14 protein-coding genes are annotated in these 12,724 nt (G+C 66.0%); 8 read left to right on the top strand and 6 right to left on the bottom strand.

Going from position 1 to position 12,724, the window contains the following annotated elements; translation table 11 throughout:
- Nucleotides 1-10 precede the first annotated feature (10 nt).
- Nucleotides 11-649, bottom strand: coding sequence for a carboxymuconolactone decarboxylase family protein (locus OG921_RS02680; RefSeq protein WP_266110783.1), 639 nt, complete (start codon nucleotides 647-649; stop codon nucleotides 11-13).
- 24 nt (nucleotides 650-673) lie between these two features.
- Nucleotides 674-1,240: a VOC family protein gene (locus OG921_RS02685; protein ID WP_266110785.1), complete on the bottom strand. Its 567-nt coding sequence runs from the start codon at nucleotides 1,238-1,240 to the stop codon at nucleotides 674-676.
- A gap of 82 nt (nucleotides 1,241-1,322) precedes the next feature.
- On the opposite strand from OG921_RS02685, the gene OG921_RS02690 reads away from it, so the two are divergent.
- Genes OG921_RS02690 through OG921_RS02710 form a run of 5 tightly spaced genes read left to right on the top strand, consistent with a single transcriptional unit; the run spans nucleotide 1,323 to nucleotide 5,872 of the window.
- On the top strand, nucleotides 1,323-1,958 hold the full coding sequence (locus OG921_RS02690) for a TetR/AcrR family transcriptional regulator (RefSeq protein WP_266110786.1): 636 nt from the start codon (nucleotides 1,323-1,325) through the stop codon (nucleotides 1,956-1,958).
- A gap of 37 nt (nucleotides 1,959-1,995) precedes the next feature.
- Nucleotides 1,996-2,388: a nuclear transport factor 2 family protein gene (locus OG921_RS02695; RefSeq protein WP_266110787.1), complete on the top strand. Its 393-nt coding sequence runs from the start codon at nucleotides 1,996-1,998 to the stop codon at nucleotides 2,386-2,388.
- Nucleotides 2,385-3,602 (top strand): acyl-CoA dehydrogenase family protein, encoded by a 1,218-nt coding sequence (locus OG921_RS02700; protein ID WP_266110788.1) that lies wholly within the window; start codon nucleotides 2,385-2,387, stop codon nucleotides 3,600-3,602. Before OG921_RS02695 ends, OG921_RS02700 begins: the two co-directional genes overlap by 4 nt.
- Nucleotides 3,593-4,963 carry a phosphotransferase family protein gene (locus OG921_RS02705; RefSeq protein WP_266110789.1) on the top strand — a complete coding sequence of 457 codons (1,371 nt, stop codon included), beginning with the start codon at nucleotides 3,593-3,595 and terminating at the stop codon, nucleotides 4,961-4,963. Before OG921_RS02700 ends, OG921_RS02705 begins: the two co-directional genes overlap by 10 nt.
- A 15-nt stretch (nucleotides 4,964-4,978) precedes the next feature.
- Nucleotides 4,979-5,872 (top strand): oxaloacetate decarboxylase, encoded by an 894-nt coding sequence (locus OG921_RS02710; protein ID WP_266110791.1) that lies wholly within the window; start codon nucleotides 4,979-4,981, stop codon nucleotides 5,870-5,872.
- Nucleotides 5,873-5,940: 68 nt separating this feature from the next.
- Here the strand turns inward: OG921_RS02710 and OG921_RS02715 are convergent, their stop codons facing one another.
- Complete coding sequence (locus OG921_RS02715; protein ID WP_266110792.1) at nucleotides 5,941-7,473, bottom strand: long-chain-fatty-acid--CoA ligase; 1,533 nt, start codon at nucleotides 7,471-7,473, stop codon at nucleotides 5,941-5,943.
- Between the two features lie 50 nt (nucleotides 7,474-7,523).
- The gene (locus tag OG921_RS02720) at nucleotides 7,524-8,450 is read right to left on the bottom strand and encodes a cyclase family protein (protein ID WP_266110793.1); all 927 of its coding nucleotides are present in this window, start codon (nucleotides 8,448-8,450) and stop codon (nucleotides 7,524-7,526) included.
- Between the two features lie 130 nt (nucleotides 8,451-8,580).
- On the opposite strand from OG921_RS02720, the gene gluQRS reads away from it, so the two are divergent.
- From gluQRS to OG921_RS02735, 3 genes are read left to right on the top strand one after another with little or no spacing between them, the layout of a single operon-like run.
- Nucleotides 8,581-9,486, top strand: a complete 906-nt coding sequence (gene gluQRS, locus OG921_RS02725) for a tRNA glutamyl-Q(34) synthetase GluQRS (RefSeq protein ID WP_266110794.1) — start codon at nucleotides 8,581-8,583, stop codon at nucleotides 9,484-9,486.
- A gap of 9 nt (nucleotides 9,487-9,495) precedes the next feature.
- Nucleotides 9,496-10,245, top strand: coding sequence for a queuosine precursor transporter (locus tag OG921_RS02730; protein ID WP_266110795.1), 750 nt, complete (start codon nucleotides 9,496-9,498; stop codon nucleotides 10,243-10,245).
- 24 nt (nucleotides 10,246-10,269) lie between these two features.
- Nucleotides 10,270-10,911 carry an FMN-binding negative transcriptional regulator gene (locus tag OG921_RS02735; protein ID WP_266110796.1) on the top strand — a complete coding sequence of 214 codons (642 nt, stop codon included), beginning with the start codon at nucleotides 10,270-10,272 and terminating at the stop codon, nucleotides 10,909-10,911.
- On the opposite strand, the gene OG921_RS02740 is transcribed toward OG921_RS02735, so the two are convergent.
- Together OG921_RS02740 and tgt are read right to left on the bottom strand one after the other, a co-directional pair.
- Nucleotides 10,887-11,360 (bottom strand): carboxymuconolactone decarboxylase family protein, encoded by a 474-nt coding sequence (locus tag OG921_RS02740; RefSeq protein WP_266110797.1) that lies wholly within the window; start codon nucleotides 11,358-11,360, stop codon nucleotides 10,887-10,889. The genes OG921_RS02735 and OG921_RS02740 overlap by 25 nt on opposite strands.
- A gap of 83 nt (nucleotides 11,361-11,443) precedes the next feature.
- Nucleotides 11,444-12,652 carry a tRNA guanosine(34) transglycosylase Tgt gene (gene tgt, locus OG921_RS02745; protein ID WP_266111037.1) on the bottom strand — a complete coding sequence of 403 codons (1,209 nt, stop codon included), beginning with the start codon at nucleotides 12,650-12,652 and terminating at the stop codon, nucleotides 11,444-11,446.
- Nucleotides 12,653-12,724: the final 72 nt, after the last annotated feature.

Here is a 12,724-nt window from a genome sequence, read left to right on the forward strand (position 1 = left end):
CTCCTGGCGACTACTCCCCCGACAGATCCGCCGAGAGGTCTGCGACCGCGACACCCTCGGGCACCATGACTTCCTCAATGAGCTCGGGACGGTCGTCGAACTCCAGCTTCAGGGCACGGCAGATCGTGGCGTGCATGTCGTACATGCAGGTGATGTACGTCAGCTCCATGATCTCCTCATCGGAGAGATGCTTCTGGAGCACCGCGAACACGCCGTCCGAGGTCCGGCCGCCGTCGTAGACGAGCGAGTCGGCGTAGGCGAGCACGGCGCGCTCGAGTTCGGTGAACTCGTCGCTCACCTGCCAAGCCGGCAGCGCCGCGATCTTGCTCTCGGACATGCCGAGCGAACGCATCTGCTTGCAGTGCTGAGAGAAGACGAACTGGCTGCCGCGTGCATACCCGGCCCGGCCCTGTCCCAGTTCCCGCAGCAGCGGATCGAGCTTGGCATTGCGGTACAGCGAGAAGCCACGCACAGCGTGCTTGAACACCGCCGGGGACGTCGCGAACACGGTCCACCAGTCGCCGGGGGTCGCATGGATGGTGCCGTGGTCGACGGCCGGGTCCTTGTCCGGGCCGAACAGCCGGTCGTAGAAGAACAGAATCTTCTCGTCGCTGACCTCGGCGCGCGGGATCTCCCGAAGACGGGGCATATCGGATTCCTCTCGAAGTAGGTGTCAGAGCTCGGAACGGACCTTGCGGTCGGCGGCGGTCTTCGGCTCGTGGGAGACGTCGGCCTCGGTGAACTCCCGCGTCCAGCTGGCAAACTCGAGCAGCACACCGTCGGGGTCCATGAAATAGAAGGACCGCACGAAGGTGCCCGGGTGAATGTTGCGGGACACCCCGGACGGACTGTCGTCGTGGTTGAGGATCCGGCTGACCTTGATGCCCTCGGCCTTCATCCGCTCGTAGTACTCGTCGAACTTCTCCAGCGGAACCTGGAAGGCGACGTGGTTCATCGAGCCGATGGCGCTGGCGAGCTCCCCCTCATCGGGCAGGCCCTTCGGTGCGGCGACACCGGGCGCGGCGTCCGGCGAATCGGAAAGCCAGAAGAACGCGATGCTGTTGCCGCCACCGCAGTCGAAGAAGAAGTGCTGTCCGAGATCGCCGGGCAGGTCGAGCGTCTTGATCAGCGGCATGCCGAGTACGCCGGAATAGAAGTCGATCGTCCGCTTCATATCCGAGCAGACCAGCGCAAGATGGTTGATACCGCGAAATTCGTACTTCGGTTCTGAGGCGTTCATGGCGGTCCTTTCGGCGCTGCGGGCCGGGTGGCTCTGCAAGAAATGACTTGACAGTCATGTCATGTTCATCAATAGTTTGACTGTGGCCAAAGCATCTGTCAACAGTCCTTCGGGACCTGCGCCTGTCGAGACGCTGACGACGCGCGGCCGCAAGACGCGCGATGCCCTCCTCGACGCAGCGCGCACCGTCTTCGAGGACGTCGGATTTCCCGACGCGCGGGTGGAACTGATCAGCCAGGAGGCCAACGTCTCCTACGGCACGTTCTACCGGTACTTCGAATCGAAGGAAGACATCTTCCGAGTGCTCAGCACCCAATTGTTCGAGGACATCCACCGCCGCGAACCCCACGACTCCAGGATGTCGCCGGCCGACCGCCTGATCCACGCCAACCGGACCTATTACCAGGCCTATCGACGGAACGCCCGGCTGATGGCCATCGTCGAGCAGGTGGCGACCTTCAACGACGAGTTCCGCCGGCTCCGCCACGAGCATCGCCACCTGTTGATCGACCGCACCGCGCGAGCGATCGCCCGCTGGCAGTCCGAAGGGCTGGTCCGGCAGTCGCTCGATCCCGAGATGGCGGCCAGGGCCATGTCCGCCATGGTCGATCACACCCTGTACCTGTGGCTCGTCCAAGGCGACGAGGCCAACGAGGCCGCGCTGCTCGACACGCTCGACCAGATGTGTGTCGGCGCCCTCGGTCTCGACCGGGAATGACCACGACTCATTGGCCCCGAGGAAGCGAGACACCCGCATGAACGACATCGCCGATCGTTTCTTCACCGCCGTCTCCCGCGGTGACGAAGCTGCCCTGACCGATCTCTATGCGCCGGATGCACAGATCTGGCACAACGACGACGGGCTCGAGCAGACCGTCGCCGAGAATCTCCGCGTGCTGCGCTGGCTCTCCCGCACGCTGGAGAACCTCCGGTACGAGGAGATCCGCCGCTACGAGTTGCCCGACGGCTTCGCGCAGCAGCATGTCCTGCGCGCCGAACTGCCCGGCCACGGCCGGATCGAGGTGCCGGCGAGCCTGTTCGTGAAGGTGAACGACGGACAGATCACGCGCATCGACGAGTACGCCGATTCCGCCGCCACCCAACCGCTCTACGAGAAGGCCGCCAACGACCGGGAGAACCGCCGATGACCACGAACCAGCCCGATACGGGCGAAGCCCGCGGAGCGACCCATCCGCAAGGACACGTTGCCGAACTGTGCGCCCGGATGCGCACTTTCATCGACGACGAAGTGATCCCGGCCGAGCCGGTCCTGTCCCGCGCCGACGAGGCGGCCCGCAAGCAGCTGGACGTGTTGCGCTCTCGCGCAAAGGCACTCGGCCTGTGGGCGCTGGGACACCCGTCGGACATCGGCGGTGGCGGTGTTCCGTTCCTCGATTTCGTCTATCTCAACGAGGTTATCGGGCGTTCCGAGTACGGCCAGTTGGCCGTCGGGTCGGTGTCCATGCAGGACACGCTCATGCTGCGCAAGCACGGCACCGAGGAGCAGCAGCGGCGCTGGATACCACCGCTGGTCGCGGGCGAGTTCCTGCCGTCGGTCGGGCTGACCGAGCCCGATGTGGCCGGCTCCGACCCGACCTTGATCGAGACCCGCGCCGAGCTCGACGGCGACAATTGGGTCATCAACGGGCACAAGTGGTTTACCACGGGTGTTGCCGACGCCGGCTATTGCAGCGTCTTCGCGCGCACCGAGTCCGAGGAAGTCCCGCGGCATTCGCGCATCAGCTCGATCATCGTGCCGACCGACACGCCGGGCTTCGAGATTGTGCGGGCGATCCCGACGATGGGCCACGATCCGAGCGATCACTACGAGGTCAAGCTCACCGACGTGCGGGTGCCGGCGGCAAACCTGCTCGGCGAACGCGGCAAGGGCTTCATCGTCGCCCAGGACCGACTCGGCCCGGGTCGGATCTTCCACTCCATGCGCTGGCTCGGCCAGGCGCAACGCGCCTTCGAGCTGATGTGCGAGCGCGCCAACACCCGCTACGCACATGGGTCGCTGCTGGCCGAGAAGGGCGAAATTCACCGATACATCGCCGAATCCGCGGCCGAAATTCAGGCCGCCCGCCTGATGACGCTGGACGCGGCGCGCGTGATGGACTCCGGAGACGACGCCCGCGTACAGATCGGTTTGATCAAGTTCTGGGGGGCGCGGATGCTGCACAACGTCGTCGACCGTGCCATCCAGGTGCACGGCGCGCTCGGCCTCACCGCCGATACGCCGCTGGAAGGTATGTATCGCCGGGCGCGTTACGCCCGCGTCTATGACGGCCCGGACGAGGTGCATCGCATGTCGACCGCCCGACGGCTACTGCGCGATCCGGATGCGGCGCCATGGCGGTGATCGAGGTAGCCCCCACGATCGGGGATGGCATTGGAGACGTGCTGAGCGCGGCTACCGGCAGTGACGTAACAGTTGGCGAGGCAAGGCAACTCACCGGCGGTGCCAGCAGACAGACCTGGCTCGTCGATACCTACGACACGCAGGGCCTGCACGTACCGGTGGTGTTGCGCCGCGACCCACCCGGTCACGGCGACGCGGACCGCATGCGCGCGGAGGTCGCCTGCCTGCGAGCCGCTGCCGCCGCGGGCGTTCCCGTGCCGACTGTGCTCGCCTCCGGCGACACCGCACCGGGCATCGACGCGCCGTTTCTTTTGATGGACAAGGTCGACGGCGAAGCGATGCCCCGCAAGCTGCAGCGCAACCCTGAATTCGAACAGGTGCGTACGCATCTGGCCGAGGACATGGGTTTCGCCCTCGGCCTGATTCATCGAAGTGACACCACCGAGCTTGGCATGCTCGATACAACCGATCCGCTGGACGCGATCGAGAAGATCTACCTCGACCTGCACGAGCCACGTCCCACCGTCGAGGTAGGCCTGCGGTGGCTGCGCGCGAACCGTCCGGCGAAACACCCGAACACCCTGGTGCACGGCGACTTCCGGCTCGGCAACCTCCTCATCGACGGCACCGGGATCACAGCTGTACTGGACTGGGAGCTCGCACATCTGGGTGATCCGATCGAAGACCTGGGTTGGCTCTGCGTCCGCGCCTGGCGCTTCGGCGCCGAGGCCCCGGTTGCCGGGATCGGTACCCGAAAGCAATTGCTCGACGGCTACCAGCGCGCCACCGGCCTCCGTCCGTCGGCGGCCGAACTGCGCTGGTGGGAAACCTTCGGCACGCTGAAGTGGTTGGTGCTGAGCCGGTTTCAGGCAGAGCGGCACCTTGGAGGCGCCGAGCATTCGCTGGAGTTGGCAGCGATCGGACGGCGGGTCTGTGAATCCGAATACGACCTGCTGTTGATTCTCGGGCTGCTCGAGGATGCTGCGGCACCTGCCATTTCCGACGCGCCGCGTCCGACGTTGCACGACCGGCCCGACCTGGCCGAGATCCTCGACCTGGTCGCCGGAACGCTCACCGACGACATCGCGCCAACCCTACAGACACACGATCGCGAGCGTTACCTGCTCCGGATCTGCACGAACCTGCTGCGCACCGCCGCACGCCAAGTCGCAGCCGGCAATGGTGCCGACACCGCACTGGAAGACCTGCTCGGATCGCTCGGCGCGGCATCCGAAACCAACCTCGCTCGACTGCTGCGTTCCGGGATCGTCTCCTATACCGATCCCACCGTGTGCCGTGCCATCTCGACGGCCGTCCTCGCCCGACTGCGGGTGGCGAACCCACGCCACTTCATCGCCTGATTCGAAAGCAACCTCATGTCAGATCTGCTGCACACTCCGTCCGCGGTTCGGCCTCGGCTGCGCCAACTGCTCGATTCCGGCCAACCGGTACTCGCGCCCGGTGCATTCGACGGCCTATCCGCGCGGCTCGTCGAGGCCGCGGGATTCAGCGCCGCGTACATGACCGGGTTCGGTACCGCCGCGTCGATGATCGGTCGCCCCGACGTCGGCCTGCTCACCGCCACCGAGATGGCCGACAACGCCCGTCGCATGGCCGCAGCGATCGACCTGCCGTTGATCGCAGACGCGGACACCGGATATGGCAATCCCATCAACGTGATTCGGACGGTTCGTGAGTACGAGCGCGCCGGGGTTGCGGCGATCCAGCTCGAGGATCAGGTGGCCCCCAAGCGGTGCGGACATATGGCGGGCAAGGCGGTGATTCCCGTCGGCGAGATGGTAGCCAAGGTCGAGGCCGCCCGAGCCGCACGCACGGACCCGGACTTCCTCATCATCGCCCGCACCGATGCCGCCGCGGTCGACGGCCTCGGTGTCGCGATCGACCGGGCAAAACGGTACGCCGACGCCGGTGCAGATCTGCTGTTCGTCGAGGCGCCCGACAGCATCGACGAGGTACACGAGATAGCAACCCAGCTGGCCGGCCACCGGCTCGTGTTCAACTGGGTCGAGGGCGGCCGCACTCCCCCGCTGTCCCTGGATACCCTCGCCGAACTCGGTTTCGCGCTCGTGCTGTTTCCGATCGGGGCGCTGCTGGCCGCCACCCGGTCAATCCAGGAGTTCTTCGCGACGATCCTGCGCGACGGAACTCCGGCTGCGGCCATGGATCAGCTGCCGGCATTCGACGAATTCACCGGTTTCATGGGCCTGCCCGAGATCAACGAACTCGGCCAGCGGTTCGCGGACCGCTGAACCGAGCCCACCTGGGCAACAGAAGGGGCCCGGGACGACCGTGACGTCCCGGGCCCTTCTCGTGTCCGCTAGACCGATGTGTGCGCCAGTTGATCGCGAAGGTCGCGCTTGAGGATCTTGCCCATCACGTTGCGGGGCAAGGTATCCACGAACTCCACCCGGCGGGGCACCTGGAACCCGCCGAGATGCTCGCGGCAGGTAGCGATGATGTCGTCGGCAGTCGCGGCTGCGCCCTCGCGGAGAACCACAACGGCACAAACGATTTCGCCCCACGTCTCGTCCTTGACGCCGATGGCCGCCGCCTCGGCGACCGCCGGGTGACGGTAGAGCGCCTGCTCGACCGCCAGCGAGGCGACGTTCTCACCACCGCTGATGATCAAGTCCTTCATGCGGTCCACGATGTAGACGAAACCTTCCTCGTCCTGACGCACGAGGTCACCGGTGTGGAACCAGTTGTCGGTGAAAGCGGCTGCGGTGGACTTCGGATCACGCCAGTACCCGGTCATCACCTGATCGGCGCGCACGACCATCTCGCCGACCGTTCCGGGCGGGACGTCGCGCATCTGGTCGTCGACGATGCGAATGTCCGCCAGCCGCATCGGCTTTCCGGCCGCGGCGAGTAGCCCCGGCTCGCCCGCGGCGGCACGGCGGTGCGCCTCCTGGTTGAAGTGCAGCACGTTGCCGGCCAGCTCGGTCATGCCCATGCCCTGGTAGAAGTCGACGCCGAGGCGTTCGAGTCCCTCGCGCAGCACGGCCGCCGGGATCGCCGAGGAGCCATAACCGATTGCCTCGAGTGTGCCCAGATCGAACTCGTCGAGCTTGGGGTCCTGCAGCAGGAAGTTGATCATCGTCGGGGCCAGGCCCGTCTGAGTGACCTTCCACTCCTGCACCAGGCGCAGGAACGTCTGGTTGTCGTAAGCACGAACGATGCCAACCGTGCTGCCCGCCAGGTGGTTGAGCAGTGTGACGTAGCCGCCGACATGGCACAGCGGGAAACAGAACAGGAAGACCGTGTTGTCGGGCAGTGCCCACTCGAGCGCCGAGGAAGTGATGCCGCTGACCAGATTCCGGTGGCTGATCATCACGCCCTTGGGCATCCCGGTGGTTCCGCTGGTGTACACCATCCAGGCGATGTCGTCCGGACTCGGTTGCACGGCAGGCAGTTCGGCGGAGACTGTGCCGACGAAGCCTTCCCAGGATGTTGCCGCATCCGTTCCGCCGATCACGACGACCGTATGCACCGTCGGGATGCGGTCGCGAATCTCGTCGACGACATCGGCGAACTCCGCGCTCACGACGAGCACACTCGCCTCGGAATTCTGGATGAGCGAGGCGATCTGGTCGGCGTGGAGCCGGAAGTTGAGGATCGTCAGGGCCATTCCGGCCATCGGAACACCGTAGTAGCAATCGAAGTACTCGACGCAGTTCGTGGACAGGATCGCGACCCGGTCCGTGGGTTGTGCGACGGTCAGCAGGGCGTTGGCGAGACGGCGGCTGCGGTCCCGTAGTTCGACGTAGCTGACGGCCTGGTCCTCGAAACGCACGGCGATGCGGTCCGGGTGCTTGCGCGCGCCGTACTCGACGATGTCGCTGACGAGCATGCGAATTCTCCTCGAATCAATCACTTTTCAGGGGTGGAAGGTTCGCTGGGTCAGCGAATCGCGAGCGGATTGATCGGGGATCCCACACCGCGCGTGAACTGCAGCGGCGGGCCCGCGTAGAAGAAGTCGTACTTGCCGTCCGCAGCACACGCCACGGCGAGATCCTCGAAGTCGAGCATCTCGGCGAGCGTCATGCCCATGTCCCGGATGAGGACCATGTGCAGTTCGAACAGCGCACCCGGGTTCTCGCCGGGCATCACCTCGACCGCCCAGTTGTCCGAACCCACGACCGCCACATCCCGATCGCGCAGCCACTGTGCGGTGGCCAGGCTCAGACCGGGCTCGCCCGCCATGTACGCGGCCGGATCCTTCTCCGCGAGGAACTTTGCGCGCCAACCGGTCCGGAAGAGCAGGATGTCACCGGCGCCGACCTCCACGCCCTGCGCGGCGGCGACGGCGTCGAGCTCGTCGGGTCCGATCGCTTCGCCGGCCTGCAGCCAGTCGACGCCACGGTGCCGAGCGATGTCGAGCAGCACGCCACGGCCGGCGATGCCCTTGGCCTGGGTGTGGATACCGCACTTGTCCGCTCCCTTGACCGTCACGCCGTCACCCGGGTGACCGTTGTAGAGCTGCTCGTCGTAGTGCACGTGCGCCAGCGAGTCGTACTGCGACCCGGCCTGCAGCGGCATGAACACGTAGTCGTCGGCCCACTTGAAGCCACCGGGCAGCACCTGCTCCTGTCCGTTCTCCGCCATCAACCGGATCGGGTTGATCCGGGCGCCACCCGGCTGGGGGCCGTCGGAGTCGAGCGGGATACCCAGCTCGAATACCTCACCGGTCCGGATCAGCCGGCCTGCCGCGGCGATGCGCTCGGCCGTGATCAGGTTCGTGGTGCCGCGTTCGTCATCGGCACCCCAACGTCCCCAGTTCCGCACGTTGGTGCCGAGTTCGCGCATGTCGGGAATGGACGCAGACATCAAAACTCCTCTGAAAAGTTTATGACGTGACAGTCATGTCACTTTTTCGATTGTGACGGCAGGCACACGACCTGTCAACTCCCTCGGCCCGCGACCGCGGCGGCAACGAATGGCAGGGCACAATCGCGCCATGACGACTGCGGACGCCGGTGCCGGTGCCGGTGCCGGTCGCTTCGCTCCCAGCCCGTCCGGCGACTTGCACCTCGGCAACCTGCGCACCGCCCTGCTGGCCTGGCTGTTCGCCCGGTCCTCGGGTCGGCGCTTCCTGATCCGGGTAGACGACCTCGACCGGGTCCGTTCCGGTGCCGAACAGCGCCAACTCGCGGACTTGGCGGCGCTCGGCCTCGATTGGGACGGCACCGTCAGCCATCAACGCGACCGCCTCGACCGCTACCACGAGGTGGTATCGCGACTGCGGGCCGCTGGCCTCGTGTACGAGTGCTTCTGCACGCGGCGCGAGATCCAGCAGGCGGCGTCCGCACCGCACGCACCGCTGGGCGCCTACCCGGGGACGTGCCGCCAGCTGACCCGCGCCGCGCGTGCCGAACGCCGGGCCCAAGGTCGCCCGCCCGCACTGCGGCTGCGCGCCGAGGTCCAGGAGTTCACCGTGCGCGACCGGCTGCATGGCAAGTTCACCGGGCTCGTCGACGACCTCGTGCTGCAACGCGGTGATGGCGTCCCCGCCTACAACCTCACCGTGGTCGTCGACGACGCGGACCAAGGCATCGACCAGGTGGTGCGCGGCGACGATCTGCTGCCCTCCACTCCGCGGCAGGCCTATCTCGCCGAGTTGCTCGAGTTGCCCGTCCCCGAGTACGCGCACGTCCCACTGGTCGTCAACGCCGAGGGCAAGCGCCTCGCCAAACGCGACGGAGCGGTCACTCTCGCCGACCAACTGGCGCTCGGGCACGCACCGGCGCAGGTGCTCGCCCGGCTCGCCGGGTCCCTCGGGCTGCACGGCGCAACCCCTAGCGCACTGGTCGACGGGTTCGACCCGGCGCACCTGCCGCGCGAAGCCTGGTCGTTCGCCGCCTAGAATCGCCGGGTGACAGAGACGCAGACAGTTACCGAGCGCGCCGCATTCGCACGGGTCACGCACGGCTACTATCCGATTCTCGTCGCCGTGTTCACGGCGACGCTGATCATCTCCAACGTGTGCGCGACCAAGGGGGTCGCGTTCTTCGCCGACTCGGACGTCTCGCTCGGTCCGTTCCAGATCCTGCCGATCAATACCGACGGCGCGTTCTTCCTGTTCCCGCTGTCCTACGTGATCGGCGACGTCCTCAGCGAGGTATACGGCTTCAAGGCCACGCGCCGCGCGATCTACATCGGGTTCGGATCACTGCTGCTGGGCACCTTCTGCTTCTGGCTCGCCACCGAGCTGCCTGCCGCGGCGTTCTACGAGAACCAGGCCGCGTTCGAGACGGTGCTCGGCGTGGTGCCTCGCCTGGTCCTCGCCGGACTCGCCGGCTACCTCGTCGGGCAGACACTCAACTCCGTGACGCTGGTGCTGATCAAGGAGCGCACCCGCGAGAAGCATCTGTGGGCCAGGCTGATCGGCTCGACGGTCGTCGGAGAATTCGGCGACACCCTCATCTTCTGCTCGATCGCCGCGGGTGCCATCGGGATCAGCACCTGGTCCGACTTCTTCAACTACCTGATCGTCGGATTCATCTGGAAAACGCTGGTCGAGATTTTCGTCATGCCGATCACCTACCGGGTTATCGCCTACATCAAGAAGCGCGAGCCGAGCTACGCGCCGCAGCCCAGCGACATCTCGGTCTGGAACACATAGCCCGACGAACCCGCGGAGCACCCGATGTACCTGCCGGCACATTTCGTTCCCGGCGACGACGCCGTCGCCGACCTGCTGACGAACAACGGCGCCGCGGACCTGATCACCTCGACCCAAGCGGGTCTCGTCGCGACCATGCTGCCGTTCATCTTCGAACCAGAAGTGGGTGAGCACGGCACGCTGCTCGGACACCTCGCACGCAACAACGATCAGTGGCAGGAACCGGCCTTCGGCGAGGCGCTGGTGATCGTGCGGGGGCCCGACTCCTATGTCTCCCCCAGTTGGTACCCGAGCAAGTTCGAACACGGTCGCGTCGTGCCGACCTGGAACTACGTCACCGCGCACGTGTACGGCGAGCTGATCGTGCATGACGACGTCGAGTGGGTGGCGGGCCTGGTCCGCCGCCTCACCGATCTCCACGAGGCAGCCAACCCGTCACCCTGGTCGGCGGACGACGCGCCCAGCAAATTCATTGCCGGGCAACTGCGCGCGATCGTCGGGGTAGAAATCCGAATCACGCGCGTGCAGGCCAAGTTCAAGCTCAGCCAGAACAGGCCCGCGGCCGACATCGACGGCGTCATCGCCGGACTCGACGCAGCGGGCGCGCACGACGCGGCAGCCGCCGTGCGCGCCACACGGATTCAGCCGAACATACCCGGCTCGTAGCCGCCCGCCGGTGTCGCCGCGATGACATTGAGTCGGTTGTAGGCATTGATCAGTGCGAGCAGTGAGACGAGCGCGCCTATCTGCTCGTCGTCGTAGTGCTTACGCACCTGGTCCCAGGTGTCCCCGCTGACCCCGGTGGCGGCATCGGCGAGACGGGTGCCCTCTTCGGCAAGTGCCAACGCGGCACGCTCGGCCTCGGTGAACACCGTCGCTTCCCGCCAGGCCGCAACGAGATTGAGCCGCACCGAGGTCTCGCCCGCGGCGGTCGCATCCTTGCTGTGCATGTCGGTGCAGAATCCGCAGCCGTTGATCTGGCTCGCACGAAGCTCGACCAGGTGCGCCGTCGCCTGCGGCAGTGACGAGTCGACGATCACCCTGCTGGCGGCGTTCAACCGCTTGACGAAGGCACCGGCAACGTCGTTGTTGAACAGGTCGATTCGAGGTTCCATCGATCTCTCCTTGCTCGAGGTGGTTACACAAGGAAGACGAGGAGAGCGGTAACGATGTGACACGCGCAGCAGTGTGACCTGAGTCACTTACGACGGGGACGCCACCTGCCGAGGGTCTGCTCCTTGAACTCATCGAAGTAATCGCCGTCGATGCTTGCCCGGATGTCGTCGACGAGCCGGATGGTGAATCGCTCGTTGTGGATCGTGCACAGCGTGGAGGCGAGCATTTCCTTGGCCTTGAACAGATGGTGCAAATACGCCTTCGTGTAGTTCGCACAGGTGTAGCAGTCGCACTCCGGGTCGATCGGCGTGAAATCCCGCCGGTAGCGGCTGGTATCGACGTTGTATCGGCCGTCCAGGGTGTAGACGGCGGCGTTGCGCGCCACCCGGGACGGGTTGACGCAGTCGAAGGTGTCCGCACCGTTCTCCACCGCCACGAACACATCCTCGGGTTCGCTGATACCGAGCATGTGGCGCGGTTTGTCCTCGGGCAGTTCGGCACTGCACCATTCGACGATCGTGCCGAGGTTGTGCTTCTCCAACGCGCCGCCGATGCCGTACCCGGCGAAACCCTCACCGTCCGGCCCGGTGAGCGAGCGAAGCCCGCGACACGCTTCGCGACGCAGATCCTCGTACTGCGCGCCCTGAATCACCCCGAACAGCGCCTGCCTGGGCCGGTGCGTGCGCTCCTGGGTGAGGAGGAGGTGTTCATCGAGGCAGCGCTGTGCCCACTTGTGTGTGCGTTGCACCGAACGTTCTTGGTACGCACGGGTATTGAGCAGGGTGGTGAGCTCGTCGAAGGCGAAGATGATGTCGGCGCCGAGGTGATGCTGGATCTGCATCGACACCTCGGGGGTAAACCGGTGCCGGGATCCGTCCAGATGCGACTTGAACGTGACGCCGTCGTCGTCGACCTTCGCGAGGCGCTCCTTGCCCTTTGCGATGACGTCGTCGTTCTGCACGCCGACCGACTCCATCGCGAGGACCTTCTTGAACCCGACGCCGAGCGACATCACCTGGAAGCCGCCGCTATCGGTGAAGGTCGGCCCCGGCCAGTTCATGAACGCACCGAGCCCGCCCGCTTCGTCCACGATGTCGGGCCCGGGCCGCAGATACAGGTGGTAGGCGTTGGCGAGCACGGCCTGTCCGCCGTGCTCGCGAATCGTCTCCGGCAGAACGGCTTTCACTGTCGCCTGGGTGCCGACCGGAATGAACGCCGGGGTGCGGATCTCGCCGTGCGGGGTGGCAATCACCCCGCTTCGGCCGTGCCGGTTGTCGAGTCGGGCGCCGATGGTGAACCCGAGCTGTGGACGGTCGTCGGCCCGGCTGTCGAGCGATCGAGTGCTGTCGGGGGCCGGCTCCAC

It is taken from the genome of Aldersonia sp. NBC_00410 (assembly GCF_026342035.1).
GTDB lineage: Bacteria > Actinomycetota > Actinomycetes > Mycobacteriales > Mycobacteriaceae > Aldersonia.